Below are 21,516 nucleotides of genomic sequence, written 5' to 3'. Positions count from 1 at the left end.
TATAGAATGCGAATTACTTATAAAGCATATAAAACCGGCAGTGATTATTACTATCGCGAGCTTTTATTCAACATTTTCGTGCCGTTGGTTGAATCACCATTAAGATAACGCGTCAATAATGGCTCAATCACTGTGCTTATTCGCTTGACCGCTAACGTATAATAGAATTCAGACTATTCTGCTGTTATTTTTCGGTAAATTATTGACGGTGTCATTTCACAAAAGAAAATTTGATCACCGGCATCGCGCTTGTTAAAGTTCGCGCCACTTTTCAGGAGGGTATGATGAAAAAGACTCAATTCATTATCGCGTGTTCTTTAATTATGGCTTCAGGCTCTGCCCTGGCAATGGGTTTTACCGCTGAGCAGGGGAAAAACTTTACCAATCTTAATATGGAAATCGGTAAGAGTTCTTCCGGCCTGTATGCGGAAAGTAACTGGATTAAAAATACTCAGGACGGAAGTCAACTTGGCGGCGTCGGCGTTGGCTACAATCTTGCGCTGGGTCCGCTCACGGCGAATATTGGCACAAAAGCCGTATATCTCGGGCCGAAGAAAGGGGACAACGGCGTCGCCTTCCCGATTGGCGGCGGCATCGATCTGGCGCTGACTGACAGTATCCATCTGTACGGCGAAGGATATTCCGCGCCGGAAGGGTTAACTAACAGCGTTAAAAATTACGTCGAAGCGAATGGCGGAATTAGCTGGACGCCGCTGACGCCGCTGACTATCAAGGCTGGCTATCGTCACGCGAGCGTTGATGGAAAAGATGGCCGCCCGGGACATACCATCATTGATGGCGCTTACGTAGGCGCTGGCGTGACTTTCTGATATGACGGTCGGGAGCGTAGGCTCCCGACATATTACTGAGTGATGAGAAAAATCTCAAAAGGCGCTTTCAGATGCTTAGCTGTTTTTGGTCTGTACCCAAAAAGCGTGAATGAGCCCTGGAATGTAGCCGAGGATCGTCAAAATAATATTGAGAATAAACGCCCAGCCAAACCCTTTTCCCAGCAATACTCCCAGCGGGGGTAGAATAATAGTTAAGACAATTCGCCAGAAACCCATAATATCTCCCTGTGTTGTTAGCTAACCTATTACTATTTTAGTGGCTGACGGTATTTTTGCAAATTTTAGCTTTTTAAATCATAAGCCTGCTAACTTTTCTGAGTTTCAAATACTACATATTTAATAAATTTAAAAGCGCTAATTTATGCCAGATATCTATATGGGATTATTCCAGGTTATTGCTTAAATTATGTTCTTCAAAGCTCAGTGGAAAATTTGTACGGAAGAGGGGGGATTACGCGCAATGATAGCCTGCCGGGTGGGGTAAATTGCGCTACACTGCCCGTCCAGGGGATAAGATATTGACGGCGGGGTTACATGGACAACATCGTTCTTCAAAAGGTCATCGCCATCTTTTTGATGGTTTGGTGGGGTTGGGATATTCTGAAAAGAAAAAAGAAAAAGCAGAACCCCGATCCCCTTATTGCGCAGGCAAACGCTGCGGAGCGCTATCAATGGCGCTACTTGCGTTGGGGATGGCGACTCTTGCAATTCGCCTGTGGCGGGTATTTGCTGATAATGATGGTCACCTTTCTTTTACGCTAGCGCTGGCAGGTGAAAAGAGAGCCGCTACCGCGGCTCTTTTGCTGACCAGGCACGTATCCGGAGGAGTTGCGCGCTGGCGCTCAACCTGGGCTACCGAACTGCAGACGGCCTGGACCCGCCCGAGTCCCTGTCGCCCGGCTAAGCGTAACGCTAGCCGGGAACAGGCCGCGCCAGCTCTTTTAGGCTACGCCGGTACCGCCATCTGAGCACCAGACCTGACCCGAAGCGTAGGAGCAGGCGTCGGAAGCCAGAAGGACGTAAAGCGGCGCAATCTCAACCGGCTGTCCCGGTCGGCCAAGCGGCGTATCCTCACCAAATTTTTGCACCTTCTCCTGCGGCTGGCCGCCGCTCGACTGCAACGGTGTCCAGTAAGGGCCAGGGGCAACGGCGTTAACGCGAATACCGCGCGGGCCAAGCTGCTGCGCCAGGGATTTAGTAAACGCCACGTTGCAGGCTTTGGTCTGGGCGTAATCCAGCAGAATCTCGCTGGGTTTAAACGCCTGAACGGAAGAGGTATTGATGATAACCGCCCCCGCAGACAGGTGACGAAGGGCGGCTTTGGTTATCCAGAACGGCGCATAGACGTTGGTTTTAAAGGTGGCATCAAACGCAGCGGTGCTCAGCTGTTCAATGGATTCGCAATACTGCTGTCTGCCGGCATTGTTCACCAGAATATCCAGCCCGCCCAGCTCGGCTACCGCTTTTTCAACCAGGGTGTCGCAAAAAGATTCAACCCGAATATCGCCGGGAATGGCGACAGCTTTTCGTCCCTCGGCCTGAATCAGCGCGATAACGGCAGCCGCGTCCGACTCTTCTTCCGGCAGGTAGCCGATGGCGACATCCGCGCCTTCACGCGCATAGGCGATAGCGACAGCGCGGCCAATACCTGAATCACCGCCGGTAATAAGCGCTTTTTTTCCCGCGAGCTTCCCGGAGCCGATATAGCTGGTCTCACCATGGTCGGGAAGGGGCTTCATTTCAGATGCCAGCCCCGGAGCCTGCTGCGGCTGCTCAACAAACGGCGGAAGAGGATAATGTAGCGATGAATTATTTCCTGTTGTCATACCGGCCTCCTGATAAATGAAATTTAAGATTAGCCAATCGTTGTGATTGAGCGAGCAAAAAGCGTAAACCAGGAATAATTAACTTTGTAAAACCAGGAATTATTTACCTGACATTAGTTCAACATGTAATACCAGAACAGCGCAATTTCATCTTTTTCCGCTAAAGCGTTGTAGAGATATCGATCGTATCCTCCGAGAGTAAAACCATAATTTCGATAGAAGAGGCAGGCGGGCACGTTAACGTTCTGCGTCTCAAGCTTTAATCCCGCAGCGTTCATACTGCGCGCCCAGATATGGGCGGCGGCCATGAGCTTGTTGGCCGCGCCGGCTCTGCGATGTGAGCTTTCAATGGCAATATAATCGACGGAAATAAACCTGTTCCAGCTCAGGGATGCGGTGATAAAACCGGCCACCTGTCCCGCTTCGGTTTCGGCAATCAGGAATATTGCATCCGGATTAATACAGTGGTTTTCCAGCGTCTGGATATCCAGCTCATAGGTTTTATTATAAGCGCAGGGAAGTGTCTCAATTTTCAGATCATTATTGATGAAAGGGCCTCTGGCAACCTGGCTGACCGTGAAGGAAAAATCACAATATTCGAGGCGAGCAAGGTCAGAATTTAATCCTTTACGAATCTGCATAGCATTCCTTATTTTTTAGCGATTTATTAATGATAGACAACGTCGTTAAAAATAACAGTCAGGCCATCAACAGCGCATTCGTCCAAACCTGGGCTAATCTTATATTTCATGCTGCATTTCCTGCAGGTCGTTTGAGGACATTGAATGGAATCCATATCGTTTAAAAAGCATTGGGGGGCGGAATTCATTTCCGCGGATATTGTCCGCTTTCGCGTCTGGGCCGAAGGTCAAAAGTCGATGACGCTTAGCCTGAGAGACCGGGATATTGCGATGGAAGCCGTGGGAAATGGCTGGTTCCAGATCGATGTCCCTGGCGTTAAGCACGGGGATGAATATCAGCTTCGTTTAGCCGACGGCCGCCTCATTCCCGACCCGGCCACCCGCGCGCAGCGCGATGATGTCAATGGCCCCTCAGTAGTGATCGATCCCCGACGCTATCAACCGGTTAACCGTGACTGGAAAGGGCGTCCCTGGGAAGAAACCGTGATATATGAACTTCATCCGGGCACCTTTACGCCAGAAGGCACCTTTGTCGCCGCTATCGAAAAGCTCCCCTGGCTGGCAGAGTTGGGGATCACCCAGATAGAGGTTATGCCGGTGTCTCAGTTTGGTGGTTCGCGCGGCTGGGGCTACGACGGGGTACTACTTTATGCCCCGCACTCAGCTTATGGTACCCCGGCGGATTTTCACGCCTTCATCGATGCCGCTCACGGGTTAGGGCTTTCGGTGGTTCTCGATATCGTGCTGAACCATTTTGGTCCGGAAGGCAACTATCTCTCTTTGCTGTCGCCGGGCTTTTTTCATCAGGACCGAATGACCCCCTGGGGTAATGCCATCGCCTATGAAAACGAGGCCGTGCGTCAGTATATTACCGATGCGCCGCTGTTCTGGCTTACCGAGTATCAACTTGATGGGCTGCGCTTTGATGCTATTGACCAGATTGAAGATCGCTCCGCCCGGCACGTGCTGATAGAAATAGCCGAGAATATCCGCGCGGCTATACCCGACCGCCATATTCACCTGACGACGGAAGATAGCCGTAACGTGATTTTCCTCCACCCGCGCGATGAAAACGGGCACACACCGCTGTTTACCGCTGAATGGAATGATGACTTCCATAATGCCGCGCACGTTTTCACGACCGGTGAAACCCATGCGTATTATCAGGATTTTGCGCATCAGCCGGCAAAGAATGTCGCTCGGGCGCTGGCGGAAGGATTTGTCTATCAGGGGGAGGTCTCTCCACAAACCGGGCAACCTCGCGGCGTCTCCTGCGCCGTTCAGCCACCGCAGTTCTTTGTCGACTTTATTCAGAATCACGATCAGACCGGGAACCGAGCCCACGGCGAAAGGCTTATCTCCCTGGCCGGCGCTGAGAAAACGCGCGTGCTGCTTGCCGCATTGCTTCTCTCTCCCCACATTCCCTTACTGTTTATGGGCGAAGAGTATGGGGAAACCCATCCTTTTCTATTTTTTACCGATTTTCAGGGTGCTCTCGCCAAAGCGGTAAGAGAAGGGCGGGCAAAAGAGTTTGCCGGACACGCAGGGCATGATGCCTCCGTTCCGGATCCGAACGATCCTCAAACCTTTATCCGCTCTAAGCTCGACTGGCAGAAGGCGGCAAGCGAGGAGGGGAAATCCTGGCTGCGCTTTACCCGCAACCTTATCTTACTGCGCCATCGCTATATCGTCCCGCTGCTCGCGGCAGGGGGCGCCGTGGAAGGCAGGATCCTGCACGCGGCGGCGCATGCGCTGGCGGTGAGCTGGCGCTTCCCCGACGGGACGCTCTCCGTGGCGCTGAATATCGGCGCGGACCCCGTGACGATGCCGGAGATACCGGGAGAGGTCATTTTTAGCTGGCCGGAGCGGCAGGAAGCGTTAACGCCAAACAGCATTGTTGTCCGTTTTGCACATGGAGAAGCTTCATCATGATCCCGTCCGCAACCTACCGTATTCAATTCCGTAATGGTATGACCTTCGATCGCGCGGCGGCGCTGGCCCCGTATCTGAAAGCGCTGGGTATTAGCCATCTTTACGCGTCGCCGATATTTACGGCGACCACCGGCTCCACCCATGGCTATGATATTACCGATCCAAACGAAATCGACCCGGCTATTGGCGGGCGCGAAGGGTTTGACCGGCTGGTAAAGGCGCTGCGGAGCGCACAAATTGGCCTGATTCTGGATATTGTCCCCAACCATATGGCGACCTCTCTGGAGAATCGCTGGTGGCGGGACGTCATTGAACAGGGTAAGCACAGCGCCTGGGCCAATTATTTCGATATTGACTGGACGCGTCCCGTTACGCTGCCGTTTCTGGGGGATACCTTTGAGGCAGAACTGGAGAGCGGGGCGCTTGAGCTTAAGCGCGATCCTGAAACGGGGAAACCGGCGTTCGTCTATTACGATCAGGCCTGGCCGCTGAATCCTGAAAGTCTGGCAACAGGTGAGCAACTACTAACCTCGCCGGATCGCGACGCGATTGTGGCGCTGCACGAGGCGCAAAGCTGGCGGCTGATGTCGTGGCGTGAAGCGCCCAGACAGCTCTCCTGGCGGCGCTTTTTCGAAATTACGGGCCTGATTGGCGTCAGGGTCGAAGAACAGGCGGTATTCGACGATACCCACCGTCTTATTCTTGAACTGGTACATGCCGGTATCGTCGATGGTCTGCGCATCGATCATATCGATGGGCTTGCCGACCCATTAGGGTATTTGCAGCGTCTGCGCCAGGCCGCCGGGCCAGAATGCTACATTACGGTGGAAAAAATTCTTGCGAAAGGCGAGCAGCTTCCCGCTGATTGGCCCGTCTCCGGCACCACCGGATATGAGTTTATCGCTTCGTTGGCTGAAGTGCTGGTGGATGACAATAATCTCGACCAGCTGCAGCAGGTGCATGACGAAGCGCTCGGCGGCGCGGTAGATCGTCACCAGGCGCTGCGTGAGGCGAAAGGGCTGATGGCGGATCGCAACTTTGAGGGCGAATTTACCACTTTGTTGAGGCTGGCCATCGAACTGGCGCAGCGTAATAGCATGGAGGTTGAAAGCGAAGCGCTGCGCCACGCATTACGTGAACTGCTGCTGGCCTTTCCGGTATATCGCACCTACGGTACCGCTGAGGGGATGAGCGCCGAGGATATTACGCTATTAAACCGGGTCGTCGATCGGGTTAACGCTCGGGAAAACCGCCCCGATCCCAGGGCCCTTGAGGTCATTATCGCTATCCTGACCGGCAATTTACAAACAAGTAGCCTCGATGCCGCCTCGCTTTTCAGGACCCGTTTTCAACAGCTGACTGGGCCGTTAATGGCTAAATCGGTCGAGGATACGCTGTTCTTCCGCCATAACCTCGATCTGGCGCTGAATGAAGTCGGCGCGGATCCCACGCCGCGCGCTTTCTCGCTTTCTCGTTTCCATCAGGAGATGCGTATTCGCCTTGCTCGCCAGCCCGACGCGCTGCTGGGCACTTCGACGCACGACACTAAACGCGGGGAGGATGCGCGCGCCCGTCTGTATACCTTAACGGAAGCTCCGCAGCTGTGGGCGACCAATCTTGCGCGCTGGCGTCAGATGAATCAAACCCTGGTGCGTTTTTTGAACGACGGTACGGCGCCGAACGCGGCAGATACGTGGATGATCTATCAGGCGCTCGCCGGCGTGTGGCCTGCAACGTTGCTGCCTGACGATAGCGCAGGGCTGAAAGCCCTCGAAGAACGTTTTCTCGCTTTTATGGAAAAAGCGCTGCGCGAGGCTAAGCAAAGAACCGATTGGATCGACAGCAATGAAAGCTATGAAAACGTCGTACTGAACTATGTTCAACAGCTGTTTTCTGCTGATAACGCGCTGTTTCTCAATGATTTTCACACCTCCCTGCAGCCTTTTGTCCGAGCCGGTCTGGTGAACAGCCTTAGCCAGACGGTCATCAAACTGACCGCGCCCGGGGTACCGGATATTTATCAGGGGAGCGAGGCGCTGAACTTTAGCCTCGTCGATCCGGATAACCGCCGTGAACCTGACTTCGCCGCCCTGGCACAACATCTTGATAGCGGAAGCGCGGAACTGTTTCATCATGAAAGCGCATGGCGAGACGGACGGTTGAAGCAATACGTCACCGCTTCGTTTCTCAGATTAAGGCAGCAGCATTCCGCGCTCTTTCATTATGGTGACTGGGTACCATTAAAAGTCGCGGGTGAAAGAGCAGATAATTTTATCGCCTACGCGCGTATCAAAGACGAGGAAGCCCTCATCGTGGTGGTTCCTCGGCTGGTGTTTGACGTGGCGGCGCACGGGTTGGTCGAGTCATCGGCGCAACTGTGGGGCGAGACGGCAGTATCGCTCCCGGAAGATCTGGCCGGAAGGCGTTATTGCGATGCATTAACCGGTGAAAGCCGTCTGGTAGAAGAGACGCTCGATCTGGCGTCAGCAACCGGGTGGTTATTGACACTTATTAGTGAAAAGGAACGTGGGGAATAACAATGTCAAAGGAAAATGCTTTTATCATACGGCCAGGCCACGGCCAGCAGTTGGGGGCTAATTTCGACGGGAAGGGGGTGAACTTCGCACTGTTTTCAGCGCATGCTGAACGCGTTGAGCTGTGCTTATTCGATCCTTCCGGTAAAACCGAAATAGCCCGGCTTGAACTGCCTGAATATACAGATGAGATCTGGCACGGCTATGTACCCGATCTGCAGCCCGGCGCATTGTACGGTTATCGGGTTTACGGACCTTACGATCCGGAAAACGGTCATCGCTTTAATCCCAATAAATTGCTTATCGATCCCTACGCGCGGGAGCTGGAAGGCGATGTTGAGTGGAACGATGCGCATTTCGGCTACGAGTTGGGCCATGAGGAGAGCGACCTGAGCTTTGATAGTCGCGATAGCGCGCCCTATACGCCAAAATGTAAGGTTATCGACCCGGATGCCTTCGACTGGCAGGGGGAAAACCGTCCCAATGTACCCTGGCCGAAGACGGTTATCTACGAAACCCATGTCAAAGGTTTTACCCGGCTTAATCCGGCGCTTCCTCAGGAGCTGCGCGGTACATTTGAGGGGCTTGGGCATCAGGCTTCCGTCAATTATATTAAAAGTCTGGGCATTACTTCCGTCGAACTGCTCCCCGTACACTGGTTTCCCGATGACCAGCATCTGCTCGATCGGGGGCTGAAAAACTTCTGGGGTTACAATACGCTAGGCTTCTTTGCTCCCGCTTCCCGCTATTATGGCCCTGAAGGTATAGCGGGCTTTCGCAACATGGTGCGCGCTTTTCATGATGCCGGTATCGAAGTGATCCTTGACGTGGTGTATAACCACACCGCGGAAGGCAATGAGCTGGGCCCGACGCTCTCATTTAAAGGTATCGATAATTTCTCTTATTACCGGACGATGCCGGATCAACATCGTTATTACATTAATGATACCGGGACCGGGAATACGGTGAATACATCGCATCCCCGGGTGCTGCAGATGGTTATGGATTCGCTACGGTACTGGGCGCAATCGATGCACGTTGACGGCTTTCGTTTCGACCTCGGGACTATTCTTGGACGCGAGCCAGAAGGCTTCGATCCGCGAGGCGGTTTTTTCGATGCGGTAACCCAGGATCCGGTTTTATCGAAGCTTAAATTGATTGGTGAGCCGTGGGATATTGGCCCCGGCGGCTATCAGGTCGGCGGTTTCCCGCCTGGCTGGGGCGAGTGGAACGACAAATATCGTGATACGGTGCGGGAATACTGGAAGGGAGATAACGTTTCCAACGACTTTGCCGCCCGCTTACTGGGCTCGGGCGATCTGTACGATTTACGCGGTCGTCGTCCGTGGTCCAGCGTCAATTTTATTACCGCCCATGACGGCTTTACGTTGAACGATCTGGTTTCATATAACGAGAAGCATAATGAAGCCAACGGTGAGGACAATAACGACGGGCACAACGATAACCGTTCCTGCAACTATGGCGAAGAAGGCCCAACGGAAAATCAGGATATTATTGCCGTCCGTGAACGCCAGAAACGTAATTTTCTGGCAACGTTATTTTTCTCCCACGGTACGCCGATGCTGCTGGCCGGCGATGAGTTTGGTCGTTCGCAGCAGGGCAATAATAACGGCTACTGCCAGGACAGCGAGATTTCATGGTTCAACTGGGAAGCGCAGTCTGAGCGGGATCGTGCATTACGAGACTTCACCCAGCATCTGATTGCACTGCGCGCGGAGCAACCGCTTTTACGTCGTGAAAGCTGGCGCGACGGGTTGGAAATACGCTGGTTTAACGCCGGCGGCGGTTTGCAGCAATCAGAGCAATGGGATGAGGGTTCGACCTTAGGCCTTGCCATCAGTCGACCCGATCTTGAGAAGGAGGAGGGCATCTGGCATGACGTGCTGATGCTGTTCAATCCCTTTGAAGGCGATGTTCCGTTCCAGATCCCGCAGTTTGGCGAAGGCGGCTGGGTTCTCGAGTTGTCGACCGCAGAGGAAAAAACAGAGGGCGCGATTATTACCGAGACGATTGATTTTGTTCTCGCCGGGCGCAGTATTGCGCTATTCAGACGGCCTTAGCCTACAAGACAACCCGGCGCAGATGGCCGGGTTTTTGTCATGTTGAAAAAGAGGTAATAATGTTCGATCCCGTAAACCTGCAATTGTTTGAGTTAATTTGCCACCTGGAAGTTAGCCTGCATCAGGCATCAACACGCCGCAGCGCGCAGCTTTTGCAGCAGTTGTTGCATGACGAATTTCTGGAGATAGGCCGTAGCGGAGAACGTTACGATAAAACGCAGACCGTAGCAGCATTAATTAACGAGGACGTGGAGGCCATCAACGCTTACAGCTTTCAGTTGGCTTTACTAACCAAAGATTGCGCGTTGCTTACGTACCGCAGCGAGGTTATCGATTCAGACGGACGCGCTGCTAAAAAAACGCTTCGTTCGTCAATCTGGCAGAGGAGCCATATTTGTGCAAATCATCAGGAATGCTGGCAGCTCAGATTTCACCAGGGGACGCCAGTGAAAGAAGTTCAGGAAGAAGAGCAGGCGAGCAAGACGGCGAATTAAGAACCAGGTGTGCAGGCGTTAAGCTTCGAAAAGTCCATTTAACATAATATACATTATGCGCACTAATGATGTAACGGCTCAATGCTAATGTCTATTTGTGGCCCATCCATCATCAGGAATGTCCAGGCTATAGTTCTCAGACCTGTATGGCTGGTCAACAACTCACTTCACTTTTCCTGATGAAGAGTTTTCTGTGGCTATACATGACGCCGGGATGTTCACAGTGAAAGAAATCAACCGCCTAAAAATCCTTCATGATGTCATCGACCGCGGCCCCGGACTTCTGAACTTAGCTTTGACAAATATGTGTCAGCCAGATTATGCGGTTGTGACCAGAACTCAGGTTAACCCGCCAGGGATTCTGCTAACGTATCGTCTGCATATTGCCGTGCTCTCATGCCAACATCCTTTCTGAATTTCTTAGACATGGCCACCTGGCTTCACCGCAAGTCTTGCTATCATGATTCCTGCCACCAGGATAACGCTGGATTAATCCTGGGATTGCCACGGTGTTCACCGTCATTTTTTGGCGATACTGAAAATGGATACTATACTTAAAATGAAAAAGCTTTCGATGAGCTTTATTTAAAGGAGATTAGATAATGAAAAAGGTATTAGCTGCATTAGCGTTATCCGCGTTTGCATTTGGCGCCTCAGCCTCTCAGTTGATTACGAAACAAGAAGTTGACCATTTTAAACTGACCCATGTAGGCAGTATCTCTGTAGGACCTTCCGGCGGTCAATTCTCTTCTCCCTCTGACTTGCACGATCAGCTTTCAAAATTAGCTGATGAAAAAGGTGGCAAGTTCTATGTGATTACCGCGGCTCGTGAGCATGGTCCAAACTTTGAAGCAACTGCTGAAGTTTATAAATAACGATCCTGATAAATTTCATCAGAGCTTAATATAGCATCTGTTATATTTAACAGCCTGTTTCTCCTCGCACAGGCTGTTTGCTTATTTTTCTATCAGCTACGGTAAATCCCATTTTCATCAGTTTATCGGGTAACCACCCTGCTCCCGGGCTTCCGCCATTACAGAGGCAGACATCAGGTTGTGTGGCCGGGCTGTCAGTCGGCTTAGATCGCTCTTTTAACGAAAAACATCGTTTTTTGTATCAGATACGGTGTAAAGCATATAACAGATGAAAACAGCACAGAAAAAAACAACGTTGCTCCCTGGAGAGGAATACTGCGCGGGATTAGCCAGGTGTAGACTGCAACAAATAAAGAATGCCAGACATGACAGTAAAGCAGAACATCAAAAGCGATGACTGAAATCACATAAATAGCCAGGGAATGTTTTCCCGGGTACTCGAGCAAGGTGAGATCTATTACGGCCATTCTTTTCACTAATAGATAAAGCCAAATTGCAATGCCGACACAAATTAAGAGAAATGATGATGTCCAGAGCTTCTTAACAATCGGTATCGAAAAATAGTAAGCCAGAAAAAAACCCGTTATTATACAAACCATTCCATAGCAGAACCCCCGGGCGTCACTGATTTTATTTATTTGCTCTCCGAAGATAACGCCTGACAAAGTGGTGATAAGGGCGCCGAGCGTGCTCAATACGCCTTCTGAGTCCCCAGATCTGCCAGTGTCAGTATTATAATAATTAGCATGCGCGCCAAGCAGTAAATCATCTACGACATCAGAAATATTTGCGTATTGATTATAATCTCCCCATACCATTAAAATGGCTGACCACGCAAGTATGAGCGCCAGGCATAGAGCAGTTAGCTTTTTATTGCTGATAAAGTGATAAATTAAGCCTGTCACTCCATAGCAAATACCGATGCGTTGCAGCACCCCCATGATTTTGAAATGCTCCTGATCGTACAAAACAAAGACAATTGCTTTCAGAAATATTCCTGTCAGGACTAGAACCGTTGACCTTATAAACAGGCCTCGCAGCGTGATTTTTTTAAGACGATTTGACAGCGTCAGAGAAATACCCACAATAAAAAGAAACGTAGGAAACACGGTATCCGCCAACGATAACCCCGCCCATTCTGAGTGGATTAACGCAGAGTTCGTTATCCTCAAGTCTACTGGGCTATTAACAACCAGCATCAGAAAGACTGTGAGTCCCCTCATACGATCAATATCTTGATTACGCGTGATTTTCATACGTGAACTTTTTAAAGTGGGCTGATTTTGTATTATTTTTTACAAACACTAATGTCGATTATGCCTGGAACGTCAATGCCGGCATTAATTAAATTACACACACCCGGACCGGGATCAACAATCAGTGCTGCAATATCATCATCTGCAATAGCGGAAACGGTAAACATAGATAGTAAAAACGCAAAAATTGACAGTTTAAACATTTTAACCTCTCAAAATATGGGATGTTTATTCGCTATGTTGTTGACTCCATCGCTGCGTCAACGTTTTAAAACTAGCAGTTAATTAAAATACTGCAACAGCGAGTAAGAATATTTAAACCATTAAGACCTTATTTTGCCTCGGGTTAAAAACCTCAATACTTTGAGCAATAAGGAATTCGATACAATCGACAAGAACATTTGAATCTAACAAAACAAAAAAAATGACATTTTTGATAATAATCAGCGCCAGAATGCCCTGAAGGAGTCGCGGCACTTCCCTGCTCCACGCCCTTCGTGTTCATAAAGTCGGTGTAAATCATATCACCTCCGGCGATCTCTGCTCCCATTTCTATTCGGATAATGAAAAAAGATAGCCACAGCACTTCTTAAGTAACTGAAAACCTCATAACTGCTAACGACCTGATGACATACGCGAAAAACAATGTCGCCACTCTCGCAAAAGAGACATTATCCACTTTATTTACAAAGTAACATGTTAAATAATCAGTTAAGAATTAATACGCAGTAGAGGAATTAAGATGCGTTTCAGTACCATGCCCGACAGTGAAATTATTTCTGAACTGTGCCGAAGAATTAAAGAAACGCGTATACAGCTGGGATTGTCACAGATTGAGCTGGCCGAACGCGCCCAGGTCGGTGCGGCAACCATTAAGCGCGTTGAATTGGGCGAGTCGGTGACCCTCAGTACGCTTATTGGCATTTTGCGCGGTCTGGATCGTCTGCATCAGCTGGAGTCGATTTTATTCGATTCGCACATGCGCACCTTTAAGGCGCAGCTCAATGCCGAGACCCCTTCCCGTATCCGTATTCGCAAAAAAACGCCTCAGGCAAAAGAGAAATTGCCCACTGCTACGCCGCCTGGCGAGGCTAATGCCACCATTAACGAGTGGTACACCTCATCGGCTTCGAACAGCGTGGTATGGTCTTTCACACCGCCGGACGCGGAGAAAAAAAGCTAAGGGACTTCAGAAGACGGCCGGCAAGTTTCGCGGCCAGAGAAAGAGGAAACCGCCTGCAGCGCGCACAGGCGGTTTTATACAAAATCAGGATTCACATACCGCGACTTTTATTGCCAGACCGCCCCGGGCGGTTTCACGGTATTTGGCATTCATGTCTTTGCCTGTCTCAAACATCGTTTCGATGACTTTATCCAGTGAGACTTTTGGATCGCTGGTCCGGTACATCGCCATGCTGGCCGAGTTAATCGCCTTCACTGCCGCAATCGCGTTACGCTCGATACAGGGCACCTGGACCTGCCCGGCCACCGGATCGCAGGTCAGGCCGAGGTTATGCTCCATGCCGATCTCCGCGGCAATGCACACCTTCTCCGGACTGCCGCCCAGCAGTTCGGCCAGACCGGCAGAGGCCATTGAGCAGGCCACGCCCACTTCTCCCTGGCAACCAACTTCTGCTCCGGAAATCGAGGCATTCATCTTGTACAGAATGCCAATGGCGCCCGCCGTCAGGTAATAGCGCATATAGATTTCCGGCGTCACCTCTTTGATAAAACGATCGTAATAGGCCAGTACCGCCGGAACAATGCCGCAGGCGCCGTTAGTCGGCGCGGTAACCACTCGCCCGCCCGCCGCGTTCTCCTCTCCCACCGCCATCGCGAACATATTGACCCAATCCATGGCGCTCAGTGGCGTAATCGACTGGCTCTGGGGCGCCAGCACGCGGTGCAGCGCAGAAGCACGGCGCGGTACTTTCAGCGGCCCCGGCAAGATGCCTTCCGTATTCATACCCCGGTTAATGGCGTTTCTCATGGTCTCCCAGATTTTCGCCATATTTTGCTCCACGCTCTCTCTGCCGTGGCGAGCGATCTCATTTTTCATCATCACGGCAGAAATCGACAGGCAGTTGTCATGACAGTGCGCCAGCAGATTACGTGCGGAATAGAACGGGAACGGAATATCGACTTCGGCATCCTGATTCTTACCAAAGTTTTCCTCCGTCACGATAAAACCGCCGCCGATGGAATAATAGGTCTGGAAATGGGCAATTTTGCCGTCGCAAAACGCCGTAATGCTCATGCCGTTTTCATGCAGCGGCAGAAATTCATTGTGAAAACGCATGCATTCCGCCACCGGGAACTGAATTTCTCGCTGGCCTTCTTCTATAAACAGACGATGCATGGTGTTCACATCACGAATAATACCGGGGATGGCGTCGATATCCACGGTATCCGGTAAATATCCCGATAGTCCGAGAATGATGGCGATATCGGTGTGGTGACCTTTACCCGTTAATGACAGTGAACCATACACATCCACTACCAGACGATTCACTTTTTGCAGCAGGCCCTTTTCCTGCAGGGTATCAACAAAATGTTTTCCCGCTTTCATCGGCCCGACGGTATGTGAGCTGGACGGCCCGATGCTGATTTTGAAAATATCGAAAACGCTAATCATGTGGCACCCATGCGGTTACATAGCAAAACGGATGCGCCGCCTGTGGCAGGCGGCGCTGAACACTTAGCTAAACAGAGAGAAGAAAATGGCGGAGATGGCAATTAACCCCATGACAACCACAAACGCATTGCTGATATGACCGCTGTACTTGCGCATGGCCGGGACTTTGTTAATGGCATACATTGGCATCAGGAACAAAATCATCGCGATAACCGGACCGCCCAGGGTCTCAATCATGCCCAGGATGCTTGGGTTCAGGGTAGCGACAAGCCAGGTCGTCACCAGCATAAACAGCGCGGTAATCTTGTTCAGCTTGTTGATTTCGATGGATTTACCTTTTCCGCGCAGAGATTTAATCACCATGCCGTTGAAACCTTCACGCGCCCCGAGGTAGTGGCCAAGGAAGGATTTGGTAATCGCGATCATGGCGATAATCGGCGCCATCCAGGCAATCACCGGCGCGTTGAAGTGGTTCGCCAGGTAGGAAAGAATGGAGATATTCTGAGCCTTCGCTTCCGCCAGGTTTTCCGGTGAGAGGCTTAGTACGCAGCTGAACACGAAGAACATCACGGTCAGCACCATCATGATGTGGGCGAAGCCCAGGATACGCGAGCACTTGCGCTCAGCGTCCTGACCATATTCTTCCCGCTTTGCCACCGCAAAGGAGGAGATAATTGGCGAATGGTTAAAGGAGAACACCATGACCGGGATTGCCAGCCACAGGGTCATCCACAGACCGTTCCCCGTTGCGGAGGCGCTGCTCAGCGACAGCGTATCCAGTACCGCGCCGTTCCATTGCGGTATCAAATACAGCGCCAGCACCATCAGCGCAAAGACGAATGGAAACACCAGCACGCTCATGGCTTTAACAATCATTTTTTCGCCAAAGCGGACGATTCCCATCATGCCGACAATGAGAATCAGCGACAAAATGGCGCGCGGCGGAGACACCAGACCAAGCTGGTGAGTAATAAAGCTATCGACCGTGTTAGTAATAGCCACGCTGTAGACCAGCAGAATCGGATAAATAGCGAAGAAGTACAGCAGCGTGATGAGCTTGCCGGCGCCCGTACCGAAATGCTCTTCCACAACTTCGGTAATATCTTCCCCCGGGTTTTTGCCCGACAGAACAAAACGAGTTAAACCACGGTGGGCAAAAAACGTCATCGGAAATGCAAGAATAGCCATGATGATTAACGGAATTAAACCGCCGACCCCGGCGTTAATTGGCAAAAAAAGCACCCCTGCGCCAATCGCAGTACCGTACAGACCCAGCATCCAGACGGTATCACTCTTTCTCCAGCCGCTGCTCTCGCGAGCGACGAGGGTATTTTGAACGGTTTCCATAATATGGCCTCAGTAATATAAAGTAGCGTCAGATTTATTTGACGCTGATTCAGGTAATAAAAACGTGGTGTTTATTTGGCTATTTTATGAAATGCAACTATGCTAATTCACTAACCGCGATCACATAACCTGATTTATTGCAGTGACTTTTAACGTATCAAAATTAACCCCGAGAATTCATTATTTTTTTAAGGTATCATTTTTAATACGTTATTATTTTTTCGTATGCTCTTAACTGCCGTTTCTTTATATACCCAGAACCTTGAGGTAACAAACAATATTTGTCATACGATTAATAAAAAATTAAAGAAATTATTTCCCGACATGAAAATTCACCGCGGGTAACGGTCCTGTTTTTGCGCAGAGGACATGACCGCATCGTCACCTCCTCCCCTTAAACTGCCCTACACCCCTTTGTAATGCTCTTTACTCAGGCCATACTTCTTCATTCTGAGATAGAGTTTTTTACGCGGTATAAGCAGATACTCCGCCACCTCATTGATACGTCCCTGGTGGATATTCAGCGCTTCAGTGATAATCTGCCGCTCGACGTCCTCAACCCGCCGATCCAGCGGCGTCGGTTCGCCGACAAGCATCTGCGGATTCACCGTTTCCGCGAGCGGTAATACCCCCACCGCAAACAGCTCGGCGGCGTTCGCCAGTTCGCGAACGTTATTTGGCCACACTCGCCGCATCATCCCCTTCAACAGACCGGCATCCACCTCCGGGACGGGATGATTCAGCCGTTGACAGGTTTTTTGCAAATAGTGATGAAACAGCGGCTCGATATCATCAGGTCGCTTTGACAGAGGCTGGCAGCCAATTTGCGTCATCGCGAAGCAGTAATAGAGTTCCGCCACTATCTGGCTGCTGGCGGCCAGTTCCACCAGCGAAGCATTACCGATACCAATCAGGCGAAAAGGCCGTTTCTCATGACTCTGCAGCTGTACCAGATGATGCTGTTGCCCGTGAGTCAGATGCTCCAGGTGACTTAAGACCAGCGTCCCGCCCTGGGCTTGCGCGATCAGTTCATTCAGCGTGTGGGCGTTAGCCGTATTTAGTTCGCAGGAGATAAACGGACCGTCGGCGTGACGCCCTAACTGGTGCAGGTAACGCGCGCCGGTCATGCGGCCGGTTCCCGGCTCGCCGTAAAGCCATACCGCAATATCCGTCTCTGCCAGCTGCTGAAGGCGCTGGCGATACCGATCCGTCCATTGGCTACGGCCAATAAGCTCAACCTGTAATTTTTGCTGACAATACTGGCGACGGGCGATCACCGATTGCCTCTGACGCAGCGCGGCATCCACCAGCGTGAGCAGCTTGCCCGGATCGATCGGCTTTTGCAGGAAATCCCAGGCCCCTTTTTTCACCGCCTCCACCGCCATCGGCACATCGCCGTGACCGGTGATAAGCAGAATCGGCAGCAGATCGTCATCCTGATGAAACAACGTCATTAAATCGATTCCGGAGCAGCCGGGCATGCAGACATCGCTTAAAACAATGCCGGGCCAGTCCTTCGGCACCCGCTCCCGCGCATCAAAAGGATTATTACAGGCACTGACGTGATACCCCGCTTGCTCAAGCAGCTGCGTATAGGCATCCAGCACATCGGCATCATCATCAATCAGCAGAATCGAACAGTTATTACTCAACATCTTTTACATCCGTCAAATTGAATTCCAGCACCACGCAGGCACTGCGCGTATACGTCGACGCCAGGCGCAACGCCCCTTCCATTTGCGTCATCAGCGAAACACATATCGAAAGCCCTATTCCCAGTCCCACGGCTTTGCTGGTAGTGAATGGCTTTAACAGCGAAGGGAGTAAGGCCGCAGGCCAGCCGGGGCCGTTATCGGCAATCAACACGCACAGCCTTTCGCCCTGGATTTGCCAGCTCACGGTGATTTGCGCTGCGTGCGGGCAAGCATCAAGGGCATTTGACAGCACGTTCACCAGCACCTGATGAACACGCACTTCGTCTCCCAGGATCCAGACGGTGTCATCCGGTATCAGCAGCGTCCCCTGCTGAGGTTTATGTCGCATCGCCAGCAATTCCCACGCCACGGTAAATGTCTGGCGCAAATCGACCGGGTGCAGCGCTGTTTCCAGTTCTGCGCGGCGGGTAAACTGGCGCAGGGAGCGGATAATCGCGTCAATGCGGTTGATCAGCCCTTCCGCTTTGCTTAACGTCGTCCGCGCCTGCTCCGTCTGTCCCTGCTCGATTGCCCTTCCTGCGGTAAAAAGATACATCGACAGCGCATTCAACGGCTGATTGATCTCATGCGCCAGGGTGGTCATCGTCTGCCCCACCACCGCCAGTTTAGCAGTCTGGATCAGCTCGTCCTGAGTGGCACGCAGATCGGCCTCAATCGCTTTCCGCTCGCCTATCTCCTGTTCAAGCTGCTGTTTTTGCGCATTAAGCTGACCCAGGGTATGGCGAAGCAAACCGGCAATACGTCCCAGCTCGTCGCGCCCGTAAACCGGAATGGTCGCCTCGGTCTGGCCCAGACCAATCTGCACCACCGCCTGATTCAGCGCGGTAAAGCGTTTCACCAGCCGCGAGCGAATAAAATAATGGTTCAGCCCCCACGCCAGCAGCAGCGCCAGCAGCGTCGCCACCAGGATTAACCCGCCGCTGACCCGGACAATCTGCCCCATACGCTGATTAAACATCTGCATCTGCTGGTGACTGCTGCCAAGCTGGGCTTCCAGCAGCGTTCTGAAGCGTCCCAGTGTTGCTTCTCTGGCCCGGCTGGCTTCCACGAGCGCTTTTTGCGCGGTAACGTAGTCGCGCATAGTGTCCGGCATCTTATTTTTCACCATGCCAATTTCCAGCAGCTCATCGATCGTTTGTCGCAGGGTAATGGTGCTCGGCCAGTCATCCAGCGCACGAATATTTTCATCCGACGTTTTCTTCAGGTTTTCAAGATAGCGGATATGCGTCTCCACCAGCATACCGTCATCATTACCGGATTTCAGTTCATTGAGCCTGTCGCGCAGGTCGTCAACGATCTGATTTTCAATACGAGCCAGCGTATAGACCTGCTGTTGTTCATTCTGCACTTCCCGGGAGCGTTTCAGGTACTGCGCCGCATCCCCCTGTCGGGCTTCAATCTGATCGAGCAGCGTTCCCTGTTGCCAGGTAAAATCCTGCACCAGCGAATTCAGCTCGGTGGTGAAATCATCGTGCAGCCAGTCGATCCGCGCCGAAAGCTCTCCCACCTTTTCGCGAACCAGAAACATGTTGTAGAGCACGCGATCCAGTTCCGCCAGCAGCGCGCGGCTGTCCTGCAATATCACCGCCAGCTGCTGGCGTTCTGCCGGCGACAACCCCTGGCTCAGCCGCTCTATTTTATCCAGATGCTGGATAATCTGGTTGCGCAGCTGCAACCGTACCGTGGTATTCGGCGCCAGCAGAAATTCGTTGAGCTGATCGACCACCAGGTTGAGATTACCTTCAATCAGAAAAGCCGAATGGATGCGCGGAAAATACTCATCCAGCGAATAGCGGATCTGCGAACTTTGCTCATGCCATGAATAGAGGCTGACGCTGCTGACAATCAGCGTCAGCAGCGCCCCCATCAGAAAAGCCCCGCGTAGGCTGCTACTGATACTGATTTGCCGCAGACGTTGCAGCATGGACCTGCCCATCATTTCAGTTCTTCCAGTTTATTAATCGCCTGCCGCTGATTGTTGAGAAACCAGAGCTGCCACTCCATCATCTGCTGTTCCGCGAAGCTCTTATTGTCGAACTGAGCCAGCCAGGCTTCATCCTCGCTGCTCGCCGGATCGACCGGCACACGGGTCAGCAACGCGCGTATCTCGGGCAGCGGACGCTTGAGACGGGCCTCCGCGCTATGCAGCGCTCGCCAGGCATCTTTTAGCTGGGCAAGACGAAAGCTGATCGCCGTATCGAACATCCGTTGAACCAGACGCTGGCGTTTGAGGATCAGCCGATAGTTCAATGGCGGTTGATTCATCAGCACCGCCTGCTGCGCCGCCCGCGGATTGCCCGCCGCCAGCGGCGTTACCGGGTATTTCCCGGTATTAGCATCGGCGAGGATCGCCTGGCCCTCCGGGCTTAACAGATAGCGAATAAACCGCCGCGCCTCGCTGGCGTGCTGACTGTTTTTAAGTACCGCGACATAGGTCGGCGAAACCGCCGACTGCGGGAAATAGGTAAAAGCCAGGTGCGGATCGTTCAGCAGCAGATTGGCGTAGTTATCAATCACCGGACCGGCCACGCCCAGGCCGCTTTTAATCTTATCCGCCACCCCAAAGCTGCGGGATGAAATGGTCACGAGGTTTCCGGCACTCGTCAACAGCGTTTCCCATCCCTTAATCCAGCCCTTTTGTTGCAGCAGCGACTCCACCATCAGATGGTTGGTATCCGAACGCGACGGACTGCTCATCAGCAGCGCCCCCTGATAGCGGGGATCGGTCAGGTCATCCCAGTCCGCTGGCGCAGGCAGATGCCGTGTCATCAGCGCCGAGCGATTAATCAGCAAACCGAACCCGGAAATCGCCACGGCCACGGAGGTGGAGCGGATAGATTCCGGCACCAGATGTTGGCTGACTGCCGGCGCACCGCTGAACGGCGCCAGTTTTTGATGCTCCTGAAGATGCTGCAGCAGCATCGGCGACGAGGTCAGGATCAGATCGACATTTTCGGCATTTGCCGTATCAAGCAGCTGTTCCAGCGAGGCGCTGGTACGGTTGAGCGTCCTGATCATCACTGACCCCGGCTCCGTCTGCCAGCGATCGATAATCCACACGGTGGCGCTGGGAGAAAATGTCGTCGCCATCACCAGCTCATTGCTTTGCGCCGCACAGGGTCTCAGCCAGGCGGTCAGCAGCATCAGCGCGAGCATTTTGCTCACTATCCCGCCCCGACGAAGAGACATGTTTGTGATCCCGTTCATAAATATTGAAATACCGTAAAAATAGCGTTGAGACAAAACTTACCCGTTTATGAAATCTGGCGAATTAATCACCGCGACCGGCAAAATAGTCAAACGGGCGTCCGGGAATATCAGGAAAGATT

Annotated in this window: 18 protein-coding genes; 8 read left to right on the top strand and 10 right to left on the bottom strand. The window is 52.0% G+C overall.

Annotated features, from left to right (window positions below):
- The first annotated feature begins 284 nt into the window (after positions 1 to 284).
- Complete coding sequence (locus ABLV11_RS02295) at positions 285 to 830, top strand: YfaZ family outer membrane protein (RefSeq protein WP_016809021.1); 546 nt, start codon at positions 285 to 287, stop codon at positions 828 to 830.
- Between the two features lie 75 nt (positions 831 to 905).
- Here ABLV11_RS02295 and ABLV11_RS02290 read toward each other — a convergent pair whose 3' ends face one another.
- Complete coding sequence (locus tag ABLV11_RS02290) at positions 906 to 1,067, bottom strand: YqaE/Pmp3 family membrane protein (RefSeq protein ID WP_004102047.1); 162 nt, start codon at positions 1,065 to 1,067, stop codon at positions 906 to 908.
- 318 nt (positions 1,068 to 1,385) lie between these two features.
- Between ABLV11_RS02290 and ABLV11_RS02285 the strand changes: the two genes are divergently transcribed.
- Positions 1,386 to 1,613 carry a hypothetical protein gene (locus tag ABLV11_RS02285; RefSeq protein ID WP_016809020.1) on the top strand — a complete coding sequence of 76 codons (228 nt, stop codon included), beginning with the start codon at positions 1,386 to 1,388 and terminating at the stop codon, positions 1,611 to 1,613.
- Between the two features lie 179 nt (positions 1,614 to 1,792).
- Here ABLV11_RS02285 and ABLV11_RS02280 read toward each other — a convergent pair whose 3' ends face one another.
- A complete protein-coding gene (locus ABLV11_RS02280) occupies positions 1,793 to 2,677 on the bottom strand; it encodes an SDR family oxidoreductase (RefSeq protein ID WP_004102064.1) in 885 nt (294 codons plus the stop codon).
- A 113-nt stretch (positions 2,678 to 2,790) separates the two neighbouring features.
- Positions 2,791 to 3,318, bottom strand: a complete 528-nt coding sequence (locus tag ABLV11_RS02275; RefSeq protein ID WP_004112983.1) for a GNAT family N-acetyltransferase — start codon at positions 3,316 to 3,318, stop codon at positions 2,791 to 2,793.
- A 144-nt stretch (positions 3,319 to 3,462) separates the two neighbouring features.
- Here ABLV11_RS02275 and treZ point away from each other — a divergent pair, with 144 nt between their 5' ends.
- The 5 genes from treZ to ABLV11_RS02250 all read left to right on the top strand — a co-directional run bounded on the left by treZ (position 3,463) and on the right by ABLV11_RS02250 (position 11,234).
- On the top strand, positions 3,463 to 5,250 hold the full coding sequence (treZ, locus tag ABLV11_RS02270; RefSeq protein ID WP_224329706.1) for a malto-oligosyltrehalose trehalohydrolase: 1,788 nt from the start codon (positions 3,463 to 3,465) through the stop codon (positions 5,248 to 5,250).
- On the top strand, positions 5,247 to 7,787 hold the full coding sequence (gene treY, locus ABLV11_RS02265; RefSeq protein WP_224329707.1) for a malto-oligosyltrehalose synthase: 2,541 nt from the start codon (positions 5,247 to 5,249) through the stop codon (positions 7,785 to 7,787). Before treZ ends, treY begins: the two co-directional genes overlap by 4 nt.
- A gap of 2 nt (positions 7,788 to 7,789) precedes the next feature.
- A complete protein-coding gene (glgX, locus tag ABLV11_RS02260) occupies positions 7,790 to 9,865 on the top strand; it encodes a glycogen debranching protein GlgX (RefSeq protein ID WP_348855148.1) in 2,076 nt (691 codons plus the stop codon).
- Positions 9,866 to 9,924: 59 nt separating this feature from the next.
- The gene (locus ABLV11_RS02255; RefSeq protein WP_195605757.1) at positions 9,925 to 10,359 is read left to right on the top strand and encodes a nuclear transport factor 2 family protein; all 435 of its coding nucleotides are present in this window, start codon (positions 9,925 to 9,927) and stop codon (positions 10,357 to 10,359) included.
- A 602-nt stretch (positions 10,360 to 10,961) separates the two neighbouring features.
- Positions 10,962 to 11,234 carry a DUF1471 domain-containing protein gene (locus ABLV11_RS02250; RefSeq protein WP_004113093.1) on the top strand — a complete coding sequence of 91 codons (273 nt, stop codon included), beginning with the start codon at positions 10,962 to 10,964 and terminating at the stop codon, positions 11,232 to 11,234.
- Between the two features lie 203 nt (positions 11,235 to 11,437).
- Here the strand turns inward: ABLV11_RS02250 and ABLV11_RS02245 are convergent, their stop codons facing one another.
- Positions 11,438 to 12,490, bottom strand: coding sequence for a heparan-alpha-glucosaminide N-acetyltransferase domain-containing protein (locus ABLV11_RS02245; protein WP_151386447.1), 1,053 nt, complete (start codon positions 12,488 to 12,490; stop codon positions 11,438 to 11,440).
- Positions 12,491 to 12,522: 32 nt separating this feature from the next.
- Entirely contained in the window at positions 12,523 to 12,693 is a 171-nt protein-coding gene (locus ABLV11_RS02240; RefSeq protein WP_023320953.1) for a hypothetical protein, read from the bottom strand.
- A 539-nt stretch (positions 12,694 to 13,232) separates the two neighbouring features.
- Here ABLV11_RS02240 and ABLV11_RS02235 point away from each other — a divergent pair.
- Positions 13,233 to 13,673, top strand: a complete 441-nt coding sequence (locus ABLV11_RS02235; protein WP_004102076.1) for a helix-turn-helix transcriptional regulator — start codon at positions 13,233 to 13,235, stop codon at positions 13,671 to 13,673.
- 84 nt (positions 13,674 to 13,757) lie between these two features.
- On the opposite strand, the gene ABLV11_RS02230 is transcribed toward ABLV11_RS02235, so the two are convergent.
- The 5 genes from ABLV11_RS02230 to pgtC all read right to left on the bottom strand — a co-directional run bounded on the left by ABLV11_RS02230 (position 13,758) and on the right by pgtC (position 21,343).
- Positions 13,758 to 15,125, bottom strand: a complete 1,368-nt coding sequence (locus tag ABLV11_RS02230) for an L-serine ammonia-lyase (protein ID WP_004102078.1) — start codon at positions 15,123 to 15,125, stop codon at positions 13,758 to 13,760.
- A gap of 63 nt (positions 15,126 to 15,188) precedes the next feature.
- Complete coding sequence (locus tag ABLV11_RS02225) at positions 15,189 to 16,472, bottom strand: HAAAP family serine/threonine permease (protein WP_004102080.1); 1,284 nt, start codon at positions 16,470 to 16,472, stop codon at positions 15,189 to 15,191.
- A gap of 404 nt (positions 16,473 to 16,876) precedes the next feature.
- Positions 16,877 to 18,127, bottom strand: a complete 1,251-nt coding sequence (gene pgtA, locus ABLV11_RS02220) for a two-component system response regulator PgtA (RefSeq protein ID WP_064355593.1) — start codon at positions 18,125 to 18,127, stop codon at positions 16,877 to 16,879.
- Positions 18,117 to 20,126, bottom strand: a complete 2,010-nt coding sequence (gene pgtB / locus ABLV11_RS02215) for a two-component system sensor histidine kinase PgtB (protein WP_064395978.1) — start codon at positions 20,124 to 20,126, stop codon at positions 18,117 to 18,119. Before pgtB ends, pgtA begins: the two co-directional genes overlap by 11 nt.
- A complete protein-coding gene (pgtC, locus tag ABLV11_RS02210) occupies positions 20,123 to 21,343 on the bottom strand; it encodes a phosphoglycerate transport regulator PgtC (protein WP_016808960.1) in 1,221 nt (406 codons plus the stop codon). The genes pgtB and pgtC overlap by 4 nt, the downstream gene beginning before the upstream one ends.
- Positions 21,344 to 21,516: the final 173 nt, after the last annotated feature.

Origin of the sequence: Klebsiella sp. GW_Kp181 (genome assembly GCF_040062315.1) — a bacterium.
In the GTDB taxonomy this organism is placed as follows: Bacteria; Pseudomonadota; Gammaproteobacteria; order Enterobacterales; family Enterobacteriaceae; genus Klebsiella; species Klebsiella oxytoca.
This window is presented reverse-complemented; position numbering and strand designations above follow the sequence as displayed.